The sequence below is a fragment of the Rhizobium sp. BK661 genome (assembly GCF_024808825.1).
In the GTDB taxonomy this organism is placed as follows: Bacteria; Pseudomonadota; Alphaproteobacteria; order Rhizobiales; family Rhizobiaceae; genus Rhizobium.
This window is the reverse complement of the sequence record NZ_JANTYT010000020.1, coordinates 12835-37531: the sequence shown is the minus strand read 5'-3', so window position 1 is coordinate 37531 and position 24697 is coordinate 12835. Positions and strand designations below refer to the sequence as shown.

General features: G+C 60.5%; 24 protein-coding genes and 2 pseudogenes. 13 read left to right on the top strand and 13 right to left on the bottom strand.

The genetic code is table 11. From position 1 onward, the window contains the following. Window positions 1-292: 292 nt before the first annotated feature. The 4 genes from FHX16_RS26110 to FHX16_RS26095 form a co-directional block, all read right to left on the bottom strand. Window positions 293-2860, bottom strand: a complete 2568-nt coding sequence (locus FHX16_RS26110) for an excinuclease ABC subunit UvrA (RefSeq protein ID WP_259131185.1) — start codon at window positions 2858-2860, stop codon at window positions 293-295. Between the two features lie 192 nt (window positions 2861-3052). After that, a complete protein-coding gene (locus FHX16_RS26105) occupies window positions 3053-4273 on the bottom strand; it encodes a glutathione-independent formaldehyde dehydrogenase (protein ID WP_259131184.1) in 1221 nt (406 codons plus the stop codon). 223 nt (window positions 4274-4496) lie between these two features. Further along, a complete protein-coding gene (locus tag FHX16_RS26100; protein WP_405049325.1) occupies window positions 4497-5342 on the bottom strand; it encodes an aldo/keto reductase in 846 nt (281 codons plus the stop codon). Between the two features lie 19 nt (window positions 5343-5361). Beyond that, window positions 5362-5928 carry a type 1 glutamine amidotransferase domain-containing protein gene (locus tag FHX16_RS26095; RefSeq protein ID WP_183759023.1) on the bottom strand — a complete coding sequence of 189 codons (567 nt, stop codon included), beginning with the start codon at window positions 5926-5928 and terminating at the stop codon, window positions 5362-5364. Between the two features lie 694 nt (window positions 5929-6622). On the opposite strand from FHX16_RS26095, the gene FHX16_RS26090 reads away from it, so the two are divergent. Beyond that, window positions 6623-6871 carry a hypothetical protein gene (locus tag FHX16_RS26090; protein ID WP_259131180.1) on the top strand — a complete coding sequence of 83 codons (249 nt, stop codon included), beginning with the start codon at window positions 6623-6625 and terminating at the stop codon, window positions 6869-6871. A gap of 45 nt (window positions 6872-6916) precedes the next feature. On the opposite strand, the gene FHX16_RS26085 is transcribed toward FHX16_RS26090, so the two are convergent. Then, complete coding sequence (locus FHX16_RS26085) at window positions 6917-7075, bottom strand: hypothetical protein (RefSeq protein ID WP_259131250.1); 159 nt, start codon at window positions 7073-7075, stop codon at window positions 6917-6919. Window positions 7076-7186: 111 nt separating this feature from the next. After that, window positions 7187-7357: pseudogene (locus FHX16_RS26080) on the bottom strand (co-chaperone GroES); the annotation flags it as partial. A gap of 233 nt (window positions 7358-7590) precedes the next feature. On the opposite strand from FHX16_RS26080, the gene FHX16_RS26075 reads away from it, so the two are divergent. The 3 genes and pseudogenes from FHX16_RS26075 (at window position 7591) to FHX16_RS26065 (ending at window position 9253) form a co-directional block, all read left to right on the top strand. Continuing rightward, the gene (locus FHX16_RS26075; protein WP_259131178.1) at window positions 7591-7800 is read left to right on the top strand and encodes a cold-shock protein; all 210 of its coding nucleotides are present in this window, start codon (window positions 7591-7593) and stop codon (window positions 7798-7800) included. 369 nt (window positions 7801-8169) lie between these two features. Then, window positions 8170-8376, top strand: a pseudogene (locus tag FHX16_RS26070) (DUF6481 family protein); the annotation flags it as partial. A 232-nt stretch (window positions 8377-8608) separates the two neighbouring features. Continuing rightward, a complete protein-coding gene (locus FHX16_RS26065) occupies window positions 8609-9253 on the top strand; it encodes a nucleotide exchange factor GrpE (protein ID WP_259131176.1) in 645 nt (214 codons plus the stop codon). On the opposite strand, the gene FHX16_RS31680 is transcribed toward FHX16_RS26065, so the two are convergent. Together FHX16_RS31680 and FHX16_RS26055 are read right to left on the bottom strand one after the other, a co-directional pair. Then, window positions 9165-9449 carry a hypothetical protein gene (locus FHX16_RS31680; protein ID WP_405049324.1) on the bottom strand — a complete coding sequence of 95 codons (285 nt, stop codon included), beginning with the start codon at window positions 9447-9449 and terminating at the stop codon, window positions 9165-9167. The genes FHX16_RS26065 and FHX16_RS31680 overlap by 89 nt on opposite strands. A gap of 42 nt (window positions 9450-9491) precedes the next feature. After that, a complete protein-coding gene (locus tag FHX16_RS26055; protein WP_183759030.1) occupies window positions 9492-10409 on the bottom strand; it encodes a DnaJ C-terminal domain-containing protein in 918 nt (305 codons plus the stop codon). A gap of 191 nt (window positions 10410-10600) precedes the next feature. On the opposite strand from FHX16_RS26055, the gene FHX16_RS26050 reads away from it, so the two are divergent. The 6 genes from FHX16_RS26050 to FHX16_RS26025 all read left to right on the top strand — a co-directional run bounded on the left by FHX16_RS26050 (window position 10601) and on the right by FHX16_RS26025 (window position 15223). Beyond that, window positions 10601-11041, top strand: coding sequence for an Hsp20/alpha crystallin family protein (locus tag FHX16_RS26050; protein ID WP_183759032.1), 441 nt, complete (start codon window positions 10601-10603; stop codon window positions 11039-11041). A 13-nt stretch (window positions 11042-11054) separates the two neighbouring features. Beyond that, entirely contained in the window at window positions 11055-11438 is a 384-nt protein-coding gene (locus tag FHX16_RS26045; RefSeq protein ID WP_259131172.1) for an Hsp20/alpha crystallin family protein, read from the top strand. Window positions 11439-11451: 13 nt separating this feature from the next. Then, the gene (locus FHX16_RS26040) at window positions 11452-11907 is read left to right on the top strand and encodes an Hsp20/alpha crystallin family protein (protein WP_259131170.1); all 456 of its coding nucleotides are present in this window, start codon (window positions 11452-11454) and stop codon (window positions 11905-11907) included. 263 nt (window positions 11908-12170) lie between these two features. After that, entirely contained in the window at window positions 12171-12824 is a 654-nt protein-coding gene (locus FHX16_RS26035; RefSeq protein WP_259131168.1) for a BON domain-containing protein, read from the top strand. Window positions 12825-13167: 343 nt separating this feature from the next. Next, window positions 13168-14850 (top strand): cation:proton antiporter, encoded by a 1683-nt coding sequence (locus FHX16_RS26030; RefSeq protein WP_259131166.1) that lies wholly within the window; start codon window positions 13168-13170, stop codon window positions 14848-14850. Window positions 14851-14923: 73 nt separating this feature from the next. Beyond that, entirely contained in the window at window positions 14924-15223 is a 300-nt protein-coding gene (locus FHX16_RS26025) for a putative quinol monooxygenase (protein WP_183756581.1), read from the top strand. 727 nt (window positions 15224-15950) lie between these two features. Here the strand turns inward: FHX16_RS26025 and FHX16_RS26020 are convergent. The 3 genes from FHX16_RS26020 to FHX16_RS26010 form a co-directional block, all read right to left on the bottom strand. After that, a complete protein-coding gene (locus FHX16_RS26020) occupies window positions 15951-16445 on the bottom strand; it encodes a hypothetical protein (protein WP_183756582.1) in 495 nt (164 codons plus the stop codon). A gap of 283 nt (window positions 16446-16728) precedes the next feature. After that, window positions 16729-17346 carry a response regulator transcription factor gene (locus FHX16_RS26015; RefSeq protein WP_259131164.1) on the bottom strand — a complete coding sequence of 206 codons (618 nt, stop codon included), beginning with the start codon at window positions 17344-17346 and terminating at the stop codon, window positions 16729-16731. A 7-nt stretch (window positions 17347-17353) separates the two neighbouring features. Continuing rightward, window positions 17354-19057, bottom strand: a complete 1704-nt coding sequence (locus FHX16_RS26010; protein WP_259131162.1) for an ATP-binding protein — start codon at window positions 19055-19057, stop codon at window positions 17354-17356. Window positions 19058-19491: 434 nt separating this feature from the next. Here FHX16_RS26010 and FHX16_RS26005 point away from each other — a divergent pair, with 434 nt between their 5' ends. Together FHX16_RS26005 and FHX16_RS26000 are read left to right on the top strand one after the other, a co-directional pair. Then, window positions 19492-20250 carry a GAF domain-containing protein gene (locus FHX16_RS26005; protein WP_183756585.1) on the top strand — a complete coding sequence of 253 codons (759 nt, stop codon included), beginning with the start codon at window positions 19492-19494 and terminating at the stop codon, window positions 20248-20250. Between the two features lies 1 nt (window position 20251). Continuing rightward, window positions 20252-20899 (top strand): MEDS domain-containing protein, encoded by a 648-nt coding sequence (locus FHX16_RS26000; protein WP_183864738.1) that lies wholly within the window; start codon window positions 20252-20254, stop codon window positions 20897-20899. A 367-nt stretch (window positions 20900-21266) separates the two neighbouring features. Here the strand turns inward: FHX16_RS26000 and FHX16_RS25995 are convergent, their stop codons facing one another. Together FHX16_RS25995 and FHX16_RS25990 are read right to left on the bottom strand one after the other, a co-directional pair. Beyond that, window positions 21267-22298: a substrate-binding domain-containing protein gene (locus tag FHX16_RS25995; protein ID WP_183756588.1), complete on the bottom strand. Its 1032-nt coding sequence runs from the start codon at window positions 22296-22298 to the stop codon at window positions 21267-21269. A gap of 11 nt (window positions 22299-22309) precedes the next feature. Further along, complete coding sequence (locus FHX16_RS25990) at window positions 22310-23662, bottom strand: ROK family protein (protein ID WP_183756589.1); 1353 nt, start codon at window positions 23660-23662, stop codon at window positions 22310-22312. 191 nt (window positions 23663-23853) lie between these two features. Between FHX16_RS25990 and FHX16_RS25985 the strand changes: the two genes are divergently transcribed. Then, window positions 23854-24666: a sugar phosphate isomerase/epimerase gene (locus tag FHX16_RS25985; protein WP_183756590.1), complete on the top strand. Its 813-nt coding sequence runs from the start codon at window positions 23854-23856 to the stop codon at window positions 24664-24666. Window positions 24667-24697: the final 31 nt, after the last annotated feature.

Genomic DNA, 24697 nt, shown 5'->3' with positions numbered 1-24697 from the left:
CACGCCGCAACGCATTGACGACGGTCAATTCTAGGGGACGCGCGGCAAAGGGGAACGGGACCGTTCACTGGAACGCGCGATGGAGCCGGCTGAACGGCAGGACGATTTTTCAGAGCACGTGGCCGGCAGCGACGAGTTGATGCGCTCGCACCGCTTGATCCAACGCAACTCCGCCCCGATCGGCGCGACCATCTGCCCTGTTCGATCACCTCGTTCAGCGCCTCCAATTCGGGGGCGCCCGATTGGCCGTTCTAGGAGACGATCTCAATTCGCGCGCTGCTACTGGACCGGCTCAAGCTCGGCCGCAGGCCGGGGCCGTGAACCGCGACAGATATGGTGCTGTGCGGCTTATGGACGACCCCGCGACCTCGGCTGGCGTGCCGAACGCCACTACACGGCCGCCTTCCTCGCCTGCCCCAGGGCCGATATCCATGACCCAGTCGCTGCCGGCGGCGACACGCATGTCGTGCTCCACCACGATGACGGTATTGCCAGATTCGACGAGCCCGTCGAGTTGCGCGACGAGCCTCTCAACGTCAGCCGGGTGTAGTCCTGTGGTGGGCTCGTCGAGGACGTAGAGCGTGGCGCCGCGCTGAGGCCGCTGGAGCTCGGAGGCAAGCTTGATCCGCTGTGCCTCGCCGCCGGAAAGCTCCGTGGCCGGCTGGCCAAGTCGCAAATAGCCGAGGCCAACCTGCCGCAGCACATTGAGGAATCGGCGCACTTGCGCCTCCTCGGCAAAGAAGGCGTAGGCGGCATCTACCGTCATTCCCAGAACTGCGGCGATGTTCTTTTCGCGATATTCGATGTCCAAGGTTTGCGCGTTGAAGCGAGCGCCATGACAGGTTGGACACGGTGCATAGACGCTGGGCAAGAACATCAATTCGACGAAAACAAAGCCTTCTCCCTCGCAGGTCTCGCAACGGCCCTTGGCAACATTGAAGGAAAAGCGTCCAGCGTCATAGTGACGGGCGCGCGCCGACTTCGTCGCCGCGAAAATTTTGCGAATGTGGTCGAACAGCCCCGTGTACGTCGCGAGATTGGACCGTGGTGTGCGTCCGATCGCTTTCTGGTCGACGACCACCAGGCGCTTGACGTCCTCCGCCCCGCTCGCGATCCGACCGCGCGGTGTCGTCACGGCAGTCCGCTCGAGCCCGTCGTCTTCATCATCGATCGAGGGGATGGGATGGCCGAGCTGCTTTGCAATCAATTCCACCAGGACCTGGCTCACCAAGCTCGACTTGCCCGAACCGGAAACGCCAGTCACGGTGGTAAATGCTCCCAACGGAAAATCGACATTGAGCCCATGGATGTTGTTGCAGTTGACCCCGCGCAGCCGCAACCAGCCCCTGGGTGGGCGCGGCGTTCGGTCTGACACAATAGTGTGGTCGAACAGGTAGCGGCGAGTTTGCGATTGCTCTGCCTGCTCGAACCCTTGCAGCGGACCGCTGTAGAGCACGCGGCCACCGCGGTCGCCGGCGCCCGGGCCGACGTCGACGATCCAATCCGCATGGCGGATCACATCGATCTCGTGTTCGACCACGAACAGCGAATTGCCGGAGGCTTTCAATCGATCGAGCGCCGTCATCAGCGCCTCCGTGTCCGCGGGATGCAGTCCGGCTGAGGGCTCGTCGAGCATGTAGACGACGCCGAACAGATTGGACCGCACTTGGGTTGCAAGTCGCAGGCGCTGCAGTTCGCCCGGTGACAGCGTCGGGGTGCTTCTCTCCAGTGAAAGATAGCCAAGTCCGAGGTCGAGCAGAACCGCGAGCCGGCCGCCGAGGTCCTCGGCGATCCGCTGCACTACCAACGCCTTCTCCGGATGCTGCGCCTTCAGCTTGGTCAGGGTAGCGGCGGTGGCCTCCGCATAGGGGCGCAGGAGGTCAGCGAGCCTTGCCAGTGGGATCCGCGAAATGTCGGCAATATTGAAGCTGGCGAACTTGACGGAAAGCGCTTCGCGGCGAAGCCGCTTGCCGTGACAGAGCGGGCATTCGGTGCTCACCATGTAGCGCGCCACCCGTTTCTTGATCGACGCGCTTTGAGTGGTGGCAAAGGTGTTTAACACATATCGCCTGGCGCTGGAGAAATTGCCGCGGTAACTGGGCTCCTCCTTGCGCCTGATCGCCCGTCGCGCCTCGTCCGCGTCATACCCGATGTAGACCGGGACCACCGGCTGCTCGTCGGTGTAGAGGATCCAGTCGCGGGCTTCCTTCGGCAGCTCTCGCCATGGACGATCGACGTCATAGCCCAGCGTAGTCAGCATGTCGCGCAGGTTGCCGCCATGCCAGGCGGGCGGCCAGGCGGCAATGGCGCGCTCGCGAATGCTTTTGGAATCATCCGGCACCATCGAGCCTTCGGTCGCCTCGTAGACCCGACCGAGTCCATGGCATCGGGGACAGGCTCCCGCCGGCGTGTTGGGCGAGAAAGCCTCGGAATCGAGATGTACTTGGTGTCGGGGATAATTGCCAGCGCGCGAGTAGAGCATCCGAAGGAGGTTAGAAAGCGTCGTCACGCTGCCGACGGAAGAGCGCGTGGAAGGCGAGCCGCGCTGCTGCTGCAAGGCCACGGCCGGGGGCAGGCCATCGATTTCGTCGACCTCGGGAACCGCCATCTGATGAAACAAACGCCGCGCATAAGGCGACACCGACTCGAGATAGCGCCGCTGCGCCTCCGCGTAGAGCGTACCAAAGGCCAGCGACGACTTTCCCGAGCCGGAGACGCCGGTGAACACCACAAGGGCATCGCGCGGAATGACGAGATCGATGCTCTTCAAATTGTGCTCGCGTGCTCCACGCACGCGCACGAAGCCCCGCGGAGGCTCGTTTGCCGCTTCTTGAGACCGAGGCTTGTTGGTTTCCATCATTCGCACAGACCGGTTGAGGAGAGTTCATGGCATCAGGGCAACGTTTCGACGACAATGGTCGCCATCGATCCGCTCGGCGTCGCGATAGTGTGGGCTGCCCCGGGGCTTCATCGATTCGAGGCTTTGGCAGCCCACGGGCCGGGTCGCGCTATCGCGGGGGCGCTCGGCGTCAATCTTCCGGCGCTCGCCAGTTCAACCGGTCGACATCAGCTTGGTCATGTTGTGCGGATCGATCACGAATTTTTTGGGCGATCCGTCATTGAAGATTTGATATGCCTCGACTGCCCGTTCTAGCGATATCACTTCGGTGTTTATAAGCGGTGTCAGGTAAGGCATCCTGTCCCACAGGATGGCCATCATCAGATCGCGGTTGTAGTGCATGACGGGACATTGACCGGCGGTGAATGTGGGCGATTTTACCCAGGCTGCGGGAAAGCCCAGGGCCATGTAGCCTTTCTTGTTGAGTTCTGTGCGAGCACCGGGATCCAAATTAGTGTAGACGCCGGGGATACCCATGGCGCCGGCAGGCTTGGTCACTTCCATTAATGTGTTGATGACGGCTTCCTCCACGTTCTCGGAGCTGCCGTCCGGCCCATACCCGTGGCACTCGAGGCCGACACAATCGACAGACGCGTCGACCCAGCGAGAGCCCATGCCGAGGAGTTTCTCAATCTGATCGGCGACGGGGGTGGTGCTTGACGGATCCACGACCTCGTAGCCGGCTTTTTTCACCAGATCGCGCCTCGCCTCGTTATGGTCGCCGACAATGATGCAAGACGCTCCAAGAAGCTGCGCGCTCGCAGCCGCGCAGCGACCGACCGGCCCGGCGCCGGCAATGTACACGGTGGAGCCCGTTCCAACCCGCGCCACGACACAGCCATGATAACCTGTGGGCAAAATATCGGAGAGCAGGGTGAGGTCCCTGATCTTTTCGACTGCCTGGTCCTTGTCGGGGAATTTCAGCAACTGGAAGTCCGCCCATGGTACCAGCATATATTCGGCTTGGCCGCCCTGCCAGCCGCCGAGATTGAAGCCGTAAGCGCCACAAAAGCCGAGTTCTTCGTTCGCATTGAGGCATACTTCCGTATGGCGTTCCCTGCAGTTCCGGCATGTGCCACAAGACACGTTGAAGGGCACGGAGCAGACATCGCCGACCTTGATGCGCTCGACATGCGAGCCCACCTCAACTACCTCGCCGGTGTTCTCATGCCCCATCAGCATCCCCTGCGGGGCCGCGAAGCGGCCGTTATAGATATGCAGGTCGCTGCCGCAGATGTTTGTCGTAATGATCTTGAGGATGACTGCGTGCTCGATCTTCCTACCCTGCGGGTCCTCGAGCTTCGGGTATCCTTTGTCCTGGAGTTCCATCTTGTGTGGTTCCAAGAAAGTGATCGCACGATTGCTTGCTGGCATAACTAATCTCCTTGGGGCGATGACGTGGGTTTTGCCGCTGAAACATTTGCGGTGAAGCAGAATAAGCGGAGAAGGCATCGGCCAACCTTGATAACCGTCAGTATGGATGCGACGTCCGAAGTTTGTTGACTGTTAAGTTGCCATTCGATCGTTGCGCCTTGGCCCTGAACAACTAAGAGCGACATCGGCAGGCCCTCGCTGGCCGAGCCCTCTGGTTTGACCGTCAAATCATTGGCAGCCCGCGGCGACGCGGACCACGCGGGAAGGCGGCATCGATCCGCGCGATCTCGGCCTGCGACAAATGTATACCGGACGCGCCGGCATTCTCTTCGACATGCTCGACGCTGGACGCTTTGGGGATCGCGAAGACCCAAGGCCCCCGCGTCAGAAATGCAAGCGCGACCTGGCGCGTGGTCGCATCATGCGCCTTCGCGATATCCGCGAGCAGGCGCCCGCCGGGTGTGTAATTGCCTGGAAAATCGCCGTGCCCGAACGGACTATACGCGGTGACGGCGAGACGGTGCTGCTCGCACCAGGGCAATACGGCATGTTCGATCGCGCGCTCCTGCAAATGGTAGAGCACCTGATTGCAGGCAATGCTCGATTCGCCGGCAATCTCGCATGCCTTTTCAAGATCCGGAACGTCGAAGTTGCTCACGCCATAGGAGAGTATCTTGCCCTCCTTACAGAGCGCCTCGAAAGCCGCAAACGTGTCTTCCAGCGGATACGATCCGCGCCAGTGCAGCAGGTAGCAATCCAGCCGGTCGGTCTTGAGGCGGGTGAGCGATCTCTCGCAAGCGATCTTCGTCCCCAGTCGAGTGGCGTTCTGTGGCAGCACCTTCGAGACCAGGAATACCTCATCTCGTCGGCCCGCGATGGCGTTGCCGACCAGTTCCTCGGTGGCGCCGGTGCCATACATCTCCGCGGTGTCGATGTGGTTCATTCCGAGATCGATGCCTCGTTGCAACGCGGCGATCGCGGAGGCGGGGTCGCCTTCCTCGATGTACCAGGTCCCCTGGCCGATAATGCTGACCTCGCGATGCAGCGGACCGAGCTGCCGCCTGCTGATCCGTCCAGTGGACCTGGCATTATGCGGCATGGCGGTGCCCACCAGCTCCACTGAACAGCTTGATCGTCTCCCGGTTGAATGCCGGAAGATCATCGGGACTGCGGCTCGTGACCAACCCCTTGTCCACAACCACTTCCTGGTCCACCCAGTCTGCGCCGGCGTTCTTGATGTCGGTTTTGAGCGAGGGCCATGAAGTCATGCGTCGGCCGCGCGCCGCGCCAGTCTCGATCACGGTCCAGGGACCATGGCAGATCGCTGCAACTGGCTTTCCGGCATCGAAGAAGGCCTTCGCGAAGCCAACCGCCTTCGAGTCAATGCGAAGCGAATCCGGGTTGATAACGCCGCCCGGCAGCAGCAGAGCGTCGAAATCTTCCGGCTTGGCCTGATCAAGTTCCACATCGACCGGCAACTCTATGCTCCAGTCCGTGAAATTCCACGCCCGTACGTGTTGATGTTTGGGCGATACGATCTTGGTCGTGGCGCCGGCTTCATCCAGAGCTTTGCGTGGCCCGGTGAGTTCGACCTCCTCGAAGCCGTCGGTGACCAGGATGGCCACATTGAGTCCTTTGAGGGTGTCTTCTGCCATGATCGAGTTCCTTTCTGTGTTGAGTAAGCGACCTCTTCCTGGTGTAGTGGGCGCCGTTTTGCCGGCGAAGTGGCACAAGCTCCCGCCTTTGAGAGCAAGCTGTCGGCGCTCACCGCCAGCGCTGCCCGGATGGCGGGCCCGCGAGCGCGTCAGTGGCGCCATGACGATGCGATGCCGCAGGTTGAAGGGACCAACCCACGGTTGGAACAGTACATTCGGAGCCTGAGTTGCACTGGGGATACATATATTCGTAGTTGCTTCCTCCGACACCGCGGAAACATTAGCAGCGAAGCGATCCGCCTTAAATGACGCCCGTCAATGCGGTTCACGATTAGAGTTCGCCAATAGCTCCACCTTTGTAACGCTCATTTGCGAGGGCGGGCGTGACCGTAGCGTTGACAGCGAGCCGAGTCTCGCTGACGTGCGCGGGCGGTGCGTGCCGTCCCCCGTCCTTCAAGGCAGGGAGGTCGGTTCGAACCTCTCAAGCACTAAGGGGTAGGACCTCGGCTGAGCCGTACCGATTCGGACCATTCATTCGAGTCTTTCTCGCAACACCTAAGCGGGAACTGCAATTGTGGACCGATTTGGCTGGATTGGAGCGTTTCTATTACGGTATCCTTACGACTGCAAAGTGATTTGCACGAGCGGGACAGCTAGAGAAAAGCACGTTCGCACCTCCTAAAGCGGGATCTTGATGAACGCGGATATGATAGCCGCCTGGGCGGCGGAAAATGGATTTTATACGGTGGATTCCGGCAAATATCGTCGTCATGACAATGCAGGCGTGATCACGATCGAGATAAAGAGAATGTCATTCCTCCTCATCGATGAGAGGCAAGGATCGCGACCGCGCCTCGTATCGCGGTTGTTCAAAGACACAACCATCGCAAGCGGGAGCGGCCGCTTGCAGGGCCTTCTTGTGGACCACAATCCCAACGATTGAGTTCTGAGGTATTGACCGCAGCCAGTCACCAGGCGGCGGTCGTGGCTAACGTTGATGCGGCCTCATGTTCTCGAGCTTGTCTTCCAGCTCGATTTCCTTGGCGACCGATATGCCGTCCTTGGTGATGCGCGGGGCGTCGAACGACTTGTCTTTAATCACGTTGCGGCCCTTCGGACCGAGCACCTTGACGGCGTTCGAAAGCACATCGACCCACGCAGCATACGTTCAGGCGCGTCGGCGTGGAGTTAGACTTCTTTCGCAGCCATGTCTTCAACTCCTCAGGCGACTTTCTTTGCTCCGCGTGGGCCTCGATGATCCCATGACGTCGCTTTGCTTCATGATCAGCAGATCCTCGCCACGGATCTTGATTTTGGTGCCCGACCATTTGCCGAACAGGATTCGATCGCCGGCCTTGACGTCCAGCGCCTGGATCTGGCCCGCGTCGTTACGTTCGCTGGGGCCGACGGTGAAAACCTCGCCTTCCTGCTGGGAGACTCAGCCAAACTCACCAAACGAAACATGCCATCTTCGATTGCAACCCGCTGAACCGCCGCTCTCGTTACCCTACAGATGCATCATCGATCTTTTGCTTGCCGAGCTTTGTTCACCGCGCGATTTGCACCGCGCTTTAAGCGAACTTCCGTTTCAAATATAGTCGGTTCACACCCGCGCGGCATCGGCTTCGCGGTTTTTCATTCTATGCTTTGAAAGGGTTCATCATGACCACCGGCACAGTTAAATGGTTCAATTCCACCAAAGGCTTCGGCTTCATCCAACCCGACAACGGCGGCGCTGACGCGTTCGTTCACATCTCTGCTGTCGAGCGTGCAGCAATGCGCGAACTCGTCGAAGGCCAAAAGGTTGGCTTCGAGCTCGAGCGCAGCATGAAGTCGGGCAAGATGTCGGCCTGCAATCTGCAGTCCGCATAAATCGGAATCCGCTTCCCTTTGACCACGGATGGACTGGCACTGCCGGAAGCCATTTCACCATGGAAGGCGTTTTTGCCTGGCCTTTTTCGTTTCGGCTGCTCGCCGAGCTTATCGCGGTTCCAACTGCAGACTCACACAGCCGACAGCGGGCGATATCGCCTTCAGCAGCGTCCAAACGCAATTCTTATCCAAAGACCGCGCAGGAAGAGCTGGAATCTACAGCTCGGGCCCGAGATGCCAAGACACATCGGTTGCGAGAGGCTCGACTGCCAAGGAGCTGTCCAAGAGCTTGTCGACAACATCGGGGCCGGAATCGCCAAACGCGAAAGAGCGCGCTGACCTCTGCAACGATTGCCATGGGGGACAAGAATGAAGAACGCTAGAAATAGCGGAGTTTCTTGACCGCCGCGCTGCATCAGCTGACGCCAAAGCTGCTCTCCTGAATTCCTACCGAGCGGCAAAGACCCAGGCGGAACCGCCGGAATGGCAAAGCAGGCCGAACGCGCCGCCATTGCCACTCCTCGTGAAGAGCGGCGCGTCGAACGCGAACGCTTGAAGCTTGAGGAGCAAAAGCGCCTTACAGATCGCATCTGTGAATTTTGGCGCAAGGTGCATGAGGCTTCTGGCACTTCGACCTCCGGATCCGGCGAGTCGTCGGGCACCGCATCGGGTGAGGATGTCATCGACGCCGATTTTGAGGAAGTAGACAAGAACGGTCAGCGCCATGGTTGACACGGACCATAAACAAAAGCCCAGGCCGAAACCCGCAGAATCTGGACCCGTTGTCGATACCCCGGCCTCGGAAACCGTGGCTGACCAGGGTTCATCCGCGGTGCTCCAGGCGGAACTCGCCGAGACAAAGGATAAGCTGCTGCGCGCCCTGGCCGAGCAGCAGAACATCCGTCAGCAAATGCAGCGCCAGCGCGAGGAGGCGGTGAAGTTTGCCGCCTCGCAACTGACGGGAGACCTGCTTGATACGCTCGACAATCTGCGGCGCGCGATCGAAAGTGCGCCGCGAGAGGATTCGGACCGCGACGCGATCGATCCAGTGCTGAAGGGCGTGGAGGCCACCGAAGCCAACCTGCTGACGACGCTCTCACGCCATGGATTGCAACGCATCGATCCGCTCGGCTCGGCTTTCGACCCGCACGTTCATCACGCCATTCGCCAGCATTCCGACACGACAGCCGCGGAAGGCACCATCGTCGAGGTGCTTCGTCCGGCGATGGTCGGTGTCGCGGTCCGGGGACGGCGGGCTCGGCGCCCCTTGATTGGCGCAGCCGAGCCTCGACCTGTTGAAGTCAGACTGTCGAACATCTCGATATATATGATGTTTCAGCGCAGAGCACCCGATCCACGCACGCTCAGCCTGTTTGGCTTTTTTTTACGTCTTTCACGACGTGGTGGCGAATGCGCTGCGGCTGAGCCTCGAGCGCGTCGATCAAGTTGCTGAAGTCGCAGCGGAGGCTGTAAAGTTGGTCGACCAGACTCAGCACCACATCGACGCCGTCGTCGTTGATACCCATTTCATTGGCGAGATCGGCAATAAGCTCGGCTCGTGCACGGTCGACCTCCCGAAATATTGGCCTACCGTCCTGAATGATCGGTGATATCCAGCCCCGGTTGATGAAGATGCGCAGCCTTGTCATATCGATATGAAGATCTCGGGCAAACTCTTGATGGTCCATGATCTATTCCCCCATCCCTTGCCTGGGATTGTATCCCTTGCTGGCCGACCAGCCGGCCACGAATGCCTTCAGTTCGGTGTCCGGCCTTTCTGGAAGCACGATCTTTAGCGTTGCGTAGACGTCCCCCCGGGTACCGTTTCGCCGGGCCGCGCCTTTTCCTTTCACTCGCAGCGTCTTGCCGCTCGACGAATTCTCCGGCACGATCGCTAGCACCGGGCCGGCGGGCGTAGGCACCGTAACCTTTCCACCAAGAACGGCCTCGCCAAGCGTGATCGGAAGGTCCAGGCGGATGTCGTCACCCTCGCGCCGAAAGAATGGATGAGGACGCACGTGGAGCTCGATCAGGGCGTCACCGGTCTCCGCTCCACCTTCGCCAGCACCGCCCTTGCCGCGCAGCCTGAGAATCTGCCCGTCGCGCGCGCCAGGCGGAATACGGATTTCGAGCGTCTGTCCGTCGGATAGCGTCACCTGGCGTGTGCCGCCATTGATCGCTTCGATAAAGTCGATCTCCATCGAGTAACGCAGGTCGGCGCCGGGCATTCTGAAATTCCGACGCCCGCGGCGGGAGAAGAACTCAGCAAAGATGTCGGCTTCACCGGGATCCGCGAAGCCTTTGCCGTTCTCGTAGGAAAAATCACCCGCGCCGGCATCAGCGAAGTCACGATAGTACCGACGTTGGGGCTTCTCCGCGCCTGTCGCATCGATCTCGCCGTTGTCGAAACGGCGGCGCTTTTCCTCATCACGCAGAATCTCGTAGGCTGCGGACAGGTTTTTGAAGTCCTGTTCCGCCTGCTTGTTTCCAGGGTTGAGATCGGGATGGAGTTTCTTTGCCCTGCGGCGATAGGCCGCCTGGATATCGTTCTGCGAGGCGTCGCGCCTGACGCCAATGATGTCATAGGGATCACTGCTACTCGTCGGCATCTTTGCAGACCTGTCCTTCGCGAATGTTCCCTCGGCGGGATGAAGACTGCTGGTGGCTTACGTCAGGACACCAAAGGCAACTACACGAATTTCCGCAGCTCTAAACTGACGATCATCAATGTCGCCTGCGCGGGATGGATGCACCTTGAGGAGACATAGCAGCTTGATCCGGAGCACGAAGGGAGATTGGCATGTTGCACAACATCGAGAACTCGGTGCGCTGGTACGATCCGCTGCGCCAGATGCGCTCAGCCCAGAGGGACATGGGCCGGCCGTTGGACAATCTCCGGCTGGCGGCTCCGCCCGAATACCCATTGATGAACATCTGGACCGTGGCGGACGGAGCCGTGATCACGGCCGAGATACCTGGCGTGGTGCCAGAGGAACTCGATATCGCTGTCCACCAGAACACGGTTACGTTGCGTGGCAGCCGCCCCGCCGAACCCTTGGCGGAAGACGCTGTCATCCACCGCCAGGAACGCATCAGCGGCGCCTTCGCCCGTAACCTCATCTTGCCATTCCGCGTCGACGGAGACCGCGCCAAGGCGACGTTCCGGCACGGCGTGCTCCGGCTCGATCTGCCACGGCCGCTGGCAGACAGGCCGCACAAGATTACCGTCAGCCGCTCCTGAGGAGGATGCCGCCATGACCGACCACGAAACCAATGGAACCGTACCGGCGGAACCAACCCGGGTCGAGCCTGTCTTCGTCCCGCCGATCGACATTATCGAGACCACGTCCGGCGTTCAGATGTTGCTCGACATGCCGGGAGCGGATCCGGAGAGCCTCGACGTCACCCTGGACAATCGCGTTCTGCGCATTTCAGCACGATCGGTTTCCAGTGCGCCCGAAGGTTATGCGCTGGTTCACGCCGAGTACCGCGACGGCACTTACGAACGTAGCTTCACGATCTCGGAGCCTATCGATACAGCAAAGATCGATGCCGTGTTCAAGGACGGCGTGCTTCGGCTCAATCTGCCGAAATCGGCGCCGTCGCCCGCCGCTAGGATCAGCGTCAAGGCGGGATGATGGAGGAATCCCAATGAAAATCACAGATCTCGTTCGATGGCAGGGCGGCTCCGGCCGCGACGTAACGGCCCGAACTGCGCCGATGGACCCCTTGCGCGGGCTTCAACTGGATGTCGACCGCGCTTTCGACAATTTCTGGCGGATGGTGCCGTATCCGTTCGCGGCACTAGATCGACTGCCGCAACCAGACACCGTCCGTATGGATGTCGGCGACAGTGGCAAGGAAATCACGGTAACAGCAGAGCTGCCGGGCATGAGCGACGCGGACATCGACGTGTCGATCAGGGACGGTCTGCTGACAATCCGCGGAGAGAAGAAGTCCGATCGTGAAGCGGAGAAAAACGGCGTTCTCGTCAGGGAGCGAACCTATGGCGCCGTGGAACGGATTATGCCTCTTCCCGACGGAATCGACCCCGATGCGGCTAAGGCCACGTTCAAAAATGGTGTGTTAACGCTCGTAATTCCATAGTCACCGGAAGTGCAAGCAGACACAAAGCGCATTCCTGTCCAGGCGGGCTAAGCCTCTCCTCCCCTCGAGCCCGCCATATTGTCCGCAACCGTCCCCCGGTTGCGGACATTTTTAGTTCTGCTCCGGCTAACGCCCGTGAAGTCTTCCCAACCAAAACTGATAGCTGTCAAGTCGGAGGCTGCACATGTGAGCTAGCTTCGTAATGCTGCGCAGGCAAAACCACCTTCAGCGTAGCCTAATCACTCAATACGGAGGATCGCGACATGACAACAGATAGCGACATCAAACGTGATGTGGAAAGCGAACTCAAATGGGATCCGGACATAGATGCCTCTGACATCGGAGTGGCGGTGAAAAGTGGGGTCGTCACGCTCAGCGGCTTTGTGCGCAGCTTCGCCCAGAAATATGAGGCGGAGAAAGCAACCAAGCGGGTCAAGGGCGTTCTCGGTGTCGCCAACGACATCGAGGTTCGACTGCCGTCGCTTCACGAAAAACCCGATCCGGAGATCGCACGCGCTGCCGTGGAGGCACTCAAGTTCGAGCTTCCCTACTCCCACGAAAACTTCAAGGTCGTCGTCAAGGACGGCTGGTTGACCCTCGAAGGCAGTGCCGAGTGGGAATACCAACGCAAGCGCGCCGAAGCGGCCGTGCGAAAGGTCAAGGGTGTCAAGGGCATCTCGAACCTGGTGACGCTGAAGCCACGCGTCACGCCAACGGAAGTCAAGTCCCAGATCGAGGCGGCGCTGAAGCGAATGGTCGAGGTCGACGCGAACCGCGTGACAGTGACCGCCAGCGGCGGCGAAGTGACCCTGACAGGCTCCGTGCGCACCTGGGCGGAACGGCAGGAGGCGGAGCGTGCGGCCTGGCGGGCGCCCGGCGTCACCAAGGTTGACAACCGCATAACCATCTCACCGTGATCAATCAACGTTGATGCCAGCCGCGCTTTCTACTGGCCCGGCTGGCATCCCCTGATAGAGGAGCTTGTGGCGTGCGCCGTAAACGGGACCCCGAACCGCATCTGCCGGAGACGATGGATCCAGACCAAATTGAATTGGCCAGCATAGGGTCGTTTCCCGCGAGTGATCCCCCTTCGTGGATTCCCATGTATCTCGGCCGCCCGCAGACATCTGCACGACAAGATTCCCATGAAATGGGTGATCCTCACAAAGACGCCTCGGATGGCCGTCAATGTGTCGAGGCTAAATCCCCACCTGATCCCCAGTCGCCGGACCATGTCCGTGGCAGAGCGCCGAGATAGCAATGCACGATTTGCTGGCCCGAACACTAATCCTGCTCGCCGCGTCGGGACTCGCGGTCGGTTTCTTTAGCGCGTTCAGGATGCCCGCGGCCACGGGCTACCTGCTCGTCGGCGTAGCGCTCGGGCCGCACGGCTTCAACCTGATCGGCTCCGCGCAGGATACGCAGTTTCTGGCGGAACTCGGCCTGATCTTTCTGATGTTCATGGTCGGCCTCGAATTCTCGATTCCAACAGTTCTCGGCGCGCGCTGGGATGTGCTTGGCGCCGGCAGTCTGCAGGTGGGCATGACGATGGCTCTCGTGGCGATGGGGCTTTTCCTGATCGGCGTGGCGGTACAACCGGCAATCATCATGGGCGGCGCCATTGCCATGTCGTCGACAGCCATCGCCCTGAAGCAACTCGCTGAGCAGGGTGAAATTACCAGCCGGCACGGGCGGCTCGCGCTCGGAATCTTGCTTTTCCAAGACCTGGCAACACTCCCGCTGCTCATCCTGGCCGACGCGTGGTCCAAGGACGGAACCCTTGCTCCCATGGCAATTCTGAAGCAGATGGCGGTTGCGACCGCGGCTCTTCTCGCTGCAGCCATCATTGCGCGGCCATTGATCCGCCTTGGATTCTCGTGGGTACTCAAGTCCCGTTCCGCCGACCTCTTCCTGTTGTGGGTGCTAATGACTGCCCTCGGCACAGCCTATGTCGTCCATCTTGCAGGGCTGGCTCCTCCGATCGGAGCCTTTGTCGCCGGCATGGTCATTGGCGAGAGCGAATTTCGCCATCGTGTAGAGGAAGACATCCGGCCATTCCGCGACGTTTTGGTGGGCCTGTTCTTCATTACCGTGGGGATGGGCATCGATTTGTCGGCCATAACGAGCTTTCCAGGCTCGATCATCCTTTGGGTGCTCGTGTTCGTTCCCGCAAAGGCGCTCTTGGCTTTCGCGACCGGCCTCATTGCCGGGGTGCACCGGGAGGCATCGGCGAGGGCCGCTGTCATTCTCGCGCATGGCGGCGAGTTCGGATTGCTCCTCATGGCGCTTGCTCTCCAGTCCGGCATCGTCTCGCCTGAATTGGGCCAGCCGATGCTGATAGCGCTTGCCCTTACGATGGGGCTCGCCCCCCTCGTCATACAGCGCAACCACTGGGCCGAATGGCCTTTCGGCCGTCGTGATCGCCGCTTCGCAGCAACGGAAGCATCGATCCGAGCGCAAAGCGGTGACTTCCATGATCACGTCATCCTGTGCGGTTGCGGTCGCGTGGGTCGCCTCGTCGCAACAGTCCTGGAATCGGCGGATATCCCCTATATCGCCATTGAAACGGATTTGTCACGGTATCGTGCCGCACGCCGGCAATCTCATGAGGTCGTCTTCGGCGACGCGAGACATTATCGCATTCTCGAGGCGGTGGGGCTGGAACGAGCACTTTTGGTTGTCATCACTTTCGATCATCGCAACACGGTGGAGCGCGTCCTGCATCGGATTAAGGCGCTCGAAACGGCGCCGGCTTCCCTCGTTTCGACCGCTGACGATCTCGATATGGCGCACTTGGCGCGGCTCGACGCAACCGCGGTGTTCCCGGAAAATCTCGCAGCTGGCCTCGAACTCGCGGATCGCGCGCTGCTGCTGTGTGGGAAGACGCAGGACGACGCGGCTCGCATCGTGAACACGGTCAGGGCGGGGCTCGTCCAGGGATGAGAAGAAGGGTCCGAGGCCCAAGGGTATGACTGCCAATATGAGTGAACAAACGTAAACATTGAAGGAAATGATCATGGTCAAGAAGGCGCTCTATGTCCGACTGGAAGCCAAGCCGGGTTTCGAATCCAAGGTCGAGGAATTCCTCTTAAGCGCCCTGCCGCTGGTGGAGGCGGAACCGGCAACGAAAGCCTGGTTCGCAATCAAGATGGGTCCCGCGACGTTCGGCATCTTCGACGTATTCCCGGACGATGCCGGCCGCGACGCCCATCTCGCGGGAAAGGTCGCCGAGGCATTGATGGTGCGCGCGGGGGAATTGCTTCGCACGCCGCCTCAGATCGAGAAGATTGATGTGCTCGCAGCCAAGCTGCCGTGAAGCGGCGCGGACGACCGATATCATCTCCAGCGGCTGCTTGCTGAACGCTTGTGCCGTCCAAGACGCCAAGAGAGCAGAGAATTCGATTCGCTCCGTCCGCAGGTGCCGCATGCTATGGTCGCAAGCGGTGGCCACGCCGAGACGCGATGCATGGGTCGTCAGGACCTTGCTGACGATCAAGACCTCCGCGCCGGCCTAAACGGGCCTCGCCGACCACGGGACAGCGGGCCCCTTGCTGGTCCCACCACGATATAGGCGGAACCGCAAAAAACTGACGGTTATCACGGTTAGCACGGTGCGGCGATCATATCCTTCTTCCATGGCGACTTTGAATGTCGACCACCGCCTCACGAACCCAGGCGGCTTCTCGGCGCCGGAGCTCGCTGCCTCGATCCAGGTCGCGATGGATGCGCTGGCCCCCGTGCACTGAAGCCGGCTCGGTAAGACACAGGCAGATTGTTTTGAATGCGGTCTTGCTCAGGTAAAACTGATGATCATCAAGGCCGGGAGCGTCCTCCCGGTTGGGTTTGCAATCGTGCAGACGCCCGCTGCACGGCCCGGCCAGGCGATGCGCCGCCGCATTCTCCCCGAGCCTGGCCGGGCCTCCGCAGTGTCTGATTACGGACTCATTTGCAGCGCTTAAACGGGTGCATCTTGCCGTGAGAGCTTCGAGATGAAACAGGCACGACCGATCTGACCGGGCACACTTTTCTCCGCGCCGAGATCGTCAGTGCAGATATTTGCGGTCGGCCGCAGCCTGAACGATGAGGGATTTGTAGAGCAGGGCAAAGCCCTGCATCAAGCGCAAGTAGTCCTCGTGGCGCGAGGCGAAAGCATGGGCCATTTGCATCAGCTCTGGGTTGGTGCGTTCCATATCACCAATCGCTCTGACCGTGAATGCTTCGACGCCCTCCTCATCGATGTCGCGCACCAGCGCGTCACGCGTCTGTGCCGTCACGCTCGGCAGGGCATGCATGACTGAATGATCGTTGCCATCGGCGGATTGCAGGGTCAGCAGCTGGTAAAACATGCCGAAGCCGACCATGATCCGCGACGCGTCCCTGAAGTCGGATGCGCACTTGCGTGCCATCTCCAGAAACTCCGGGTTTTCCCGGGTCAGGCACGCCACGATCTCCTCCATGCATGCATCGGGACCCAAATCATCGAACTGCCTGGACACGAATTCCCGGGTCAGTTCGGTCACGCGGGGAAGAAAGCTCATAGGCTACGTTGTCCTTGTGCATATAGTTGTTACAGCCAATGAAAATAGGCGAGGAGCCGGCGGAATCAAACTTACAAATCCGTAACGGCAAGGCCACGATGAACTGTTGGGTAGTATCGTTGGCGCCTCAAACGAGGGGGCAAAGTCAGACACCATATTCTAGCGACCGAGCGGGAAGACTTTCCAGGCCCGTACAAAGCATAAGCAGTGAGGCGCGTGTGCATGAGCGTAGCGAGGATGATGTTGTGCTCGTGCGGACGACACCCGCACCGCAAATATGTGCTCATCCCGCCTGAGCAAGGCTCGCAAGAACTGAAAGCCGTACCGCTTGGCCGAGTTGACGCACGCCCAAACGGTCCATCATGTGCGAGCGGTGAACCTCGACCGTGCGCACACTGATGCCGAGACTGAAGGCGATGACCTTGTTTGGCTGCCCGGCCACCAGTGCCTCGAGAACCTCTCGCTCGCGTGGACTGAGCGTATCGATCAGCAAGGCCGCCGCAGATATATCGTCGGCTCGACCCGTGGCCGCGCCGGTCTTCAGCGCCGACTCAATCGCCGCTACCAGGACATCGTCACTGTAGGGCTTCTCAATGAAGTCGACTGCTCCCGCCTTCATCGCACGGACCGCAGTCTGCACGTCGCCTTGAGCGGTTATCACGATGACGGGCAAGTCCGGGTTTATCAGCAGAAGGCGAGCCTGAACCTCGAAGCCGTCCATCTCCGGCATGCGAAGATCCAGCAGAACACAGCCCATGGCCAAGTCGTCCGCAACGCCGAGGAATCCCGCGGGCGTGGCATACGAGACCACCCGGAAACCAACCGCGTCCAGTAGGCGCTCCAGCGACCGGCGGATCGCAGGGTCGTCATCAACAACGTAAACGAACGGGGCGGTGGTCATCTTCGTCTCATCGCTCCTGCGGGACAGGCAGGGTCACGCGAAAGATTGCGCCGCCGCCTGCGTTCGGCTCGTATCGCAACTTGCCGCCGTGGGCCTCGACGATCGTGCGGCAGATCGACAGCCCCAATCCCATGCCGTTGCTTTTGGTGGTGTGGAATGGCTCGAAGAGGTGTTCGACAATGTCGTCCGCCAGGCCAGAGCCACGATCTGCCACCGTGATCTCGATCGACTCATGATCGAGCCGCGACGTGGCCACGTCCAACTCGCGCTGCTCACTCTCTGCCAACGCCTCATGAGCGTTGCGGATCAGGTTGAGCACGACCTGCTGAAGTTGAATTCGGTTTCCCAACACCGCATCGGCGCGCGGATCGAAGCTCAGCCGGGTCCGCACGTCGTGCGCTCCGGCTCCCACTGAAGCGAGATCGCTGGCTTCGCAAATCAAGTCGGGTAGTTTTTCAAGCCGCATTTCCGTCTCGCCACGCGTGACAAACTCTCGCAGACGCCGAATGATCTCACCAGCGCGCAGCGCCTGGTCTGCGGCTTCGTCGAGCACTTCCCGGACGGTCTCGGCGCTGTGTGCGCCTCTTGCCATCATCCGGCGCCCGGCGTTGACCGAGTTGGTGAACGCGGTCAGCGGTTGGTTCAATTCATGCGCCAATGCACCGGCCATCTGCCCGGCTGCACTCAGCCGGGACGCATGAAGGAGCTCCAACTGCAGTTCTTGCGCGCGAACATCCGCCCGCTCGCGCTCCTTGGCTTCGAGGGTCAGTCGTTCGAGCGCTTCCGCCAACTCGCATGTTCGTTCAGACACCCGCTGCTCAAGCGATTCGTTGAGGCGTCGAAGATTTTCTTCAAGCATTCTTTGCCCCCTCAGATCGCGGCTGACGGTTGCCATGTTCATAGGGCGACCGGTGCGCAGTTCGTCGATGCGGAACCAATCGACCAGGAAGGGAATGTCTTCCCCAGTCTTGAAATGCCGGAAATTGAGCTCACCGAGCCAGCGCCCGGTCTCCCTTACCAGAGGCATCAGTTCGCGATGCGCGCGCGCTTGCTCCTCTGGAGCCAGGAAGTCGAAGATGCTAAGCTGGCGCGCTTCCTCAATGCCGGAAAGCCCCAGCAGGTCGCAGCCAGCCTTGTTGAGATACTGCACGGTGCCTTCCAAACGTGCAAAACCAACGAACTCGGAGGATCGCTCGATCAGACTTGCCATACGCCGCTGCTGCGCTTCCGCATGCCCGCGCTGTATCGCGAGGGTCGCGTGGCTTGCGGCAATTCCGAGAAGCAGTCGATGCGTCTCGCTCGGAAAATGCGGGTTGACGGAACCAGCGACAATCCCGCCGACGCCGACAAAGCCCATCGGCACCGCCGCCATATGGAATGCCCCGCTCCCAAACGGGTTGTCGATCACGAATGTCTGCTCGTGGGTTCCGAGCCATGCAGCGCGCAGAATGCTTTCGATGCGACCAAACGACTCGACACCCACCGCCTGGCTCGTTCGCATAACTTCTACCGCAGCTTCGTCGCGCAGCCCCGGCGCAGCCACGTAAATGACATCCGCGTTGAGCATGGAGATCAACGCGGCTGCTACACTGTCGGCGATCTGCCGCGAATTGTAGTCTTTCCAGATTGCCGGCAGCGTTGAAAGCGCGACGAGATCGCGGATGCAATGCCTTAGCTCTTGCGGTTCGAAAAGCTCGTCGACCCTGAGCATTTCGCCTGATCCAAATACAGGACGCGTATCGAACCTTCAGCGCTTGTCCATAACGCCGAAGCAGAGCGGCAAGAATGACCTCCGAAGTTGCCGGGTAGCGAAGAGCCTTTCGCTGTTGCGGAACGTTCACACAGGCCGAAGGTGCAATTTCCAATGTTTGCTAAGAAAAGTTCACACCATGTATAGGCCGCGCAGCCACCGCTTCCTGGCCGGACTATATATCACCTGCCTCGATTGCCCAACGCATTTAATTCTAAGGGCATGGGTGGCTCGACATAGGACCTACGGGCCGTGGTGAGGCTTTCAGCCCTTCGTCAACCGTTGGAAAGCTTAAATGCTGCGAGTTATGAGAGCTGAAACCATACCCGTTCAGATGCTCCGCACGGCCGACGCCGGAATTCATGTGGCCTTTGGGCATTGCGCACAACGGCGGAATGCTCTTCGCAGAAGGCGCGGCAGAGCAGAAGTCGAGCACACGCACGGACCGTCAGATTTTTATGGCGGTTCACCACGACCATGACAATTACGAAAAATTACTTAATGGCTTAGGCGGCAATCCCCCTTTACATTTTCGGCCTTGCTCGGCCGCACGCAGCGGAGCTCTCGGAGGCACGACGGTGGCAAAACTCAAGGAGCCCCTCGACGGCGCGGTTGGGCAAAACATTGACGTGGCCCTACAGCGGCTAAAAAACTCCAGGAGTCTTGGTCTGGACCTATTCCCGGCTCTAGATATCGCGATCGCCATAACGGGCGCCGACATGGGCACTCTGCAACGCTTTGACGAAAGTACCGACTGCCTTAAACTTGTTGCCAGCCGCGGTTTCTCCAGCAAAGCCGAGAGCTTTTTCAGCATCGTGCGTCGCGACACCAACACCACTTGCGCTGCGGCGCTCACGAGGCGCATGCGTGTGTTTGTCGAAGACGTCTCGACGAGTTACCTGTTTGTGGGCACTGTTGAGCTCGACATGATGAGCGCCGACGGCATTGCTGCCGTGCAATCGACCCCGCTGATCAGCAGCAATGGCCGTCTCTGGGGCATGCTCTCGACGCACTTTCGCAAAGCGCAGGTAGAGAGCGAGTTCGATCATGCTCCGCTTGATCGGCTTGCCCTCCAGATCGCGGACAGCCTGGAGCAACAAAAGAGCGTGGTGCCAAACCAGCATAATAATACAAGATCAGATCCGGGAGACTGATATGAAGTCGACGCCCCAGCCCATTCCCTTTGGCGGAACCATGCTGCGCGGCGACCGGCATGTCTGTGCGTTCTTCAACTCGGCGGCGGAAGAATACCATACGTTGCTTCCATTTGTTTGCGACGGCATCAACTGCGGCCAGCGCGCCTATCACGTCCTCCCCGATCACCACAAGGAGGATCACTTTCAGCGGTTGCGCAACGCCGGTATCGACGTCGAGAAGGTGAGGAAGAGCCGGCAACTCGAAGTAGCGGTGCCAGAGGATACCTATCTCAGGACCGGGCGCTTCAACAAGGATGCCATGCTCGTCCTCATCCAGGAGGCCCTGAAGGCCGGAGCCGGTCTCGGGTTCCCCTTGACGCGGATGGTCGCGCATGCCGAAGCGGCAGTAGACGACTGGAAGAGTAGCAATGAATGGGTGGAGTACGAGATGCGCCTCAATAGCGTGCTGTCGAATTACGACGACCCGGTAATCTGTACCTTCGATGCCAATCTGCTGACGGCGCCGCATGCCATCGATATTCTTCGTACGCATCCGATGGTGATCATCGGCGGCGTCCTCGTCGAGAACAGTTTCTTCACGCGCCCGCAGGATTTCATTCGCGAGGTCCAGTCGCGAACCGGACCGACTCGATCCTATCGGGCATAGGCCGACGGCTGCACCACGCCTTTTCCGGCATAGCGGCATATTGCCAAGCCGATCGGCTCACGTTTCGATCCCCGCCTCGGAAATGAAGGCGATGCAATAATCGGCTCCAACCTGAGGGTTCAGGACAAATGGGCGTCTCAGGAAAGGTTGGCTCAAGGCCGCCTTTCGGTGAGGCGAGACCATCCAAGGCGTTTTGAAACCGGGGCTTTCGTCGGTACGCGGGACGAGCCGATCGCGCACGTGCCTCTCTAACGGGCCGATCCATAGCCAGCAGCCTGGCTTTCCCGGCGCCACCACGCGCAGAGCTTTCGACATCGCTTAAATATTGCTCCTTCACAAGAACTGCGCCTTCAAAGGGTTTCTGTTCTCAAGGCAGGGGCCGGTCCGATCTCTTCAGGCCGACCAGACTGAGCTTGCGGAGAACTTCATGTGGCGCAGGCATGCGCCATACGGTTTGAAAGCTCTCCACGACATTGCGCGCCGTCACGGCGAGGCCTGGAAGGGCAACCCAGGCCGGGGCGAGGCGGTCGAGCAGGGCGGTGACGGTGATGGAAGCAGCGGTTTCGCCTTGCCGGAACGGCTGCTGGGCGGCAATCGCCACAAGCGGCTCGTTGGCCGCAAGGCCGATTGTGGCCTCCTGGCCAAGATCCACCGTCGCCATCGAAATCTTGCGGCCCATCACTTCGAGAATCCGGGCGGCAGTCATTGCCGGCGTGTCCCATACGACAAATAGGCCGGCAAGTTCGGGATGGGTTTCGGCAAGCGCCCGCGTGGTTGCTGCGACCGCTGATAGCGCCGGAAAACGCCGTACGTGCAGCGAAACATCCGGGCGGTTGACCTGCATCCATTTCACGAAGGCGATCTCGCGTTCGTTGGTTGCGAAGAAATCGGCGTCATAGCCGAGCACGCCCACCTCGGCGCCCTCGGGCAGATGCGGTGACAATCCTTCCGCCGCGATCTTTCCGAGGCCGAAATTGTCCGCCGAGATCAGCGAGACATAGTCCTTGCCTGGAAGCAGGCCGGTCGGCACGTTATCGAGCAGGACGAGCTTGATGCCGGCCGCTGAAACGCGCGCATGCGGTGCCGCGACTTTCGAGTTGGCGACGGGCAGCGATATGATTGCATCCGGTGCCTCAAGGATCAGGCGCTCCAGGGCCTCTATCTGCGCCTCCGGGTCGAAAGCGCAATCGACCACGTCGATCACCGCGACCCCGCAATTGCCGAGCGTGCCGACGATGCCCGAAAGCTGCTGCTTGGCCCAGTCGCTCTCAAGCGTGTGCAGCACGATTGCGACGCGCAAGCCGCTTGCCCGCGCCCGCTCCATGTCTTCGGGCAGGAGCAGCACGCGCTCGGGTGCCGAGGCGCGTTCGCCGTGAGGTCCAAGACCGGTAATCGCCATTCAAATCCTCCTCACATGTCCGGCGGACGGACACTGTCTCCCTTGATGATCTTCCGCTGGGCGATCTCGGTTTTCATCTGCTGGAAAAGCGGATGCGTTTGGGGCTGGCCCGACATGATCCAGTCTCGCAGCATCGGTGCCGCGAAGAGGCCTTCGGTCGCGACGATGGCGGCCCCGACAAGCCCCGACGAGCTGCCCATCTGTGAGCGGATGATCTGCAGATCGCGGCTGACGAGCGGATGGCAGGCACCGTAGATCGCCTCCCGCGCGGAGGCGAGAAGAATGTCATTGGTCTGGGCGATCGAACCGGACAGCACGATGAGCGCCGGGTTCAGCATGTTGGCGAGCGTCGCCACCACCTGGCCGATCAGCCGGCCACTCTGCGACAGGATCTCGATTGCAGCCGCATCGCCCATTTGGGCGGCTTGGGCGACTTCGAGCGCCGTGATATCGCCGCCCCGCCGAACAAGCTCGGCGAGGACTGGGCTCGCTCCGCTCTCCGCCGCAAGCCTGCCGTCCTGGGCGATGTGGTCCGATCCCGCCATCGCCTCAAGCGTGCCGGCCCTGTCGCCTAGCGTCACCGGTACCGAACCGATGAGGCCGACGGTACCCTGCGCGCCGCGAAACAGCGTTCCGTCGCTTGCCAACCCGGCGCCGATGCGTTTGCCGACCTTGACCAAAAGCATCGTGCGTTGATTGCGTCCGGCACCAGCGTGGAGTTCGCCCATCGTCATTGTTTCGACGCTGGAGCGAAGCCAGACTGGAGCGTTGAAGGCGGCGACCAGCGTTTCCACCAGCGGAAAGCTCTCCCAACCCGGAAGGACACCCGGTGTGGCACGCTGGAAAAGTGTCTCGCCGCCGTCGGAGACGGCGCCGGGTACGGAAATGGAAATGCCGTAGAGCCGAGGATTAGACTGCCGCTCAAGAATCCAGCGGAACAGCGTCACCAGCCGTTCTGCAAGGGCCGACGCCGGCTGAGCGAATTCGGTTGTCTCGTGATGCTCCATCAGCAGCGAGCCGGAAAGATCGGCAACGCCGACGCCGAGTGCGGTCTGATCGAGCGTGGCGACGAGAATGCGTCCGCGATCCCCGGAAAACCGCACGAGGCGCGGCGCCCGGCCTCCGGTGGCGGTGGCGAGCTCGCTTTCGTCGACCAGTCCGAGCTCGCCGAGCGTGGCGAGCCGGTCCGCTACCACGGCACGGCCGAGTTCGCTTTGCCGTTCGATCTCCTGGCGGGTCGTCGCGCGACCGGTCCTCACGAGATTAAGAATGTCCACGAGGCTCGGGGCAGCGGTTTCCGAGACGCTAGGGCGGCCCTTGCGTCGTGGGCGGATGTCCGCCTCCACAGATGCCATCCTTGGCATGACCGCATCCTTTCGCCCGCGATTCCGATCTCGTCTGAAGTGATAGCCAGCAAGCTTTCGGCTGGCAACTCCAAACTTTTGTATTAAATCTGCAAAAGACCGGGTTAATATGTGTTTAAAATGTTGACATAGATTTTTTGCCGACGTAACACTCGTCGCACGAGTTGAAGAGTCACTGGGAGGAGGCGCCGATGTCGGAATTCAAGCTCGCCTATCATGCGAATTGCTGGGGCAACCTCGGCGGAGACGCCGTTGGCGTTACATCGGTTACCAATCTTGCCTATCGAACCTTTGGGGACATGCGTCGTGCCTTTGCCGATATCGCAAAGGCCGGTTACGAAGGCGTAGAGCTCTTCGACGGCAATCTGCTCGATTTCAGCGCAGCCGACATGCGGACGCTGCTTGACGACAATGGGTTGACGCTCGTCGCGACCTATGCCGGCGGCAACTTCATCTTCGACGATATCCTGCCGGAGGAGCTTGCCCGGGTTGTGCGTGCTGCGGATCGCGCCGCCGAACTCGGCGCACCCCATCTCGTCGTCGGCGGTGGTGCAAAGCGCTTCGACGGCATCCGCGAGGCGGATTATCACAAGCTCGCAGCAGCGCTCGACCGGGTAAAGGAGATCGCCGAAGCGCGGGGTCTTGCCGCCCACTACCACCCGCATCTTTCGACAATTGTCGAGGGACCGGCGGAAGTGCGCAAGATCTTTGCACTTACCGGTATCGACTTCTGCCCGGACACGGCCCATCTCGCCGCTGCCGGTGGCGATCCGGCGGCGCTTGTGCGCGAACATGCAGCGCGCATCTCCTATGTGCATCTTAAGGGTTTCCAGAAGGAGCCCTTCGCGTTCACGCCGATCGACCGTGGCGACATCCCGACGGACGGGATCATCGCGGCCCTTCGAGAGACCGGCTTTGCCGGCTGGGTTTGTACCGAACTCGATTCCTGGCCTGATCCGCTTGAGGGAGCGAAAGCGAGCATGGCCTATCTTAAATCGGCCTGACGGTCGTGACCGGGGCGGGAGCCCCATTTTG

Coding starts and splice junctions, on each gene's coding strand:
- FHX16_RS26030 (WP_259131166.1), top strand. CDS start 13,168: ATGCACGATTTGCTGGCCCGAACACTAATCCTGCTCGCCGCGTCGGGA.
- FHX16_RS26050 (WP_183759032.1), top strand. CDS start 10,601: ATGTTGCACAACATCGAGAACTCGGTGCGCTGGTACGATCCGCTGCGC.
- FHX16_RS25990 (WP_183756589.1), bottom strand. CDS start 23,662: ATGCCAAGGATGGCATCTGTGGAGGCGGACATCCGCCCACGACGCAAG.
- FHX16_RS25985 (WP_183756590.1), top strand. CDS start 23,854: ATGTCGGAATTCAAGCTCGCCTATCATGCGAATTGCTGGGGCAACCTC.
- FHX16_RS26045 (WP_259131172.1), top strand. CDS start 11,055: ATGACCGACCACGAAACCAATGGAACCGTACCGGCGGAACCAACCCGG.
- FHX16_RS25995 (WP_183756588.1), bottom strand. CDS start 22,298: ATGGCGATTACCGGTCTTGGACCTCACGGCGAACGCGCCTCGGCACCC.
- FHX16_RS26015 (WP_259131164.1), bottom strand. CDS start 17,346: ATGACCACCGCCCCGTTCGTTTACGTTGTTGATGACGACCCTGCGATC.
- FHX16_RS26090 (WP_259131180.1), top strand. CDS start 6,623: ATGAACGCGGATATGATAGCCGCCTGGGCGGCGGAAAATGGATTTTAT.
- FHX16_RS26010 (WP_259131162.1), bottom strand. CDS start 19,057: ATGCTCAGGGTCGACGAGCTTTTCGAACCGCAAGAGCTAAGGCATTGC.
- FHX16_RS26095 (WP_183759023.1), bottom strand. CDS start 5,928: ATGGCAGAAGACACCCTCAAAGGACTCAATGTGGCCATCCTGGTCACC.
- FHX16_RS31680 (WP_405049324.1), bottom strand. CDS start 9,449: ATGACAAGGCTGCGCATCTTCATCAACCGGGGCTGGATATCACCGATC.
- FHX16_RS26020 (WP_183756582.1), bottom strand. CDS start 16,445: ATGAGCTTTCTTCCCCGCGTGACCGAACTGACCCGGGAATTCGTGTCC.
- FHX16_RS26000 (WP_183864738.1), top strand. CDS start 20,252: ATGAAGTCGACGCCCCAGCCCATTCCCTTTGGCGGAACCATGCTGCGC.
- FHX16_RS26110 (WP_259131185.1), bottom strand. CDS start 2,860: ATGATGGAAACCAACAAGCCTCGGTCTCAAGAAGCGGCAAACGAGCCT.
- FHX16_RS26005 (WP_183756585.1), top strand. CDS start 19,492: ATGCTCTTCGCAGAAGGCGCGGCAGAGCAGAAGTCGAGCACACGCACG.
- FHX16_RS26035 (WP_259131168.1), top strand. CDS start 12,171: ATGACAACAGATAGCGACATCAAACGTGATGTGGAAAGCGAACTCAAA.
- FHX16_RS26055 (WP_183759030.1), bottom strand. CDS start 10,409: ATGCCGACGAGTAGCAGTGATCCCTATGACATCATTGGCGTCAGGCGC.
- FHX16_RS26075 (WP_259131178.1), top strand. CDS start 7,591: ATGACCACCGGCACAGTTAAATGGTTCAATTCCACCAAAGGCTTCGGC.
- FHX16_RS26040 (WP_259131170.1), top strand. CDS start 11,452: ATGAAAATCACAGATCTCGTTCGATGGCAGGGCGGCTCCGGCCGCGAC.
- FHX16_RS26025 (WP_183756581.1), top strand. CDS start 14,924: ATGGTCAAGAAGGCGCTCTATGTCCGACTGGAAGCCAAGCCGGGTTTC.
- FHX16_RS26105 (WP_259131184.1), bottom strand. CDS start 4,273: ATGCCAGCAAGCAATCGTGCGATCACTTTCTTGGAACCACACAAGATG.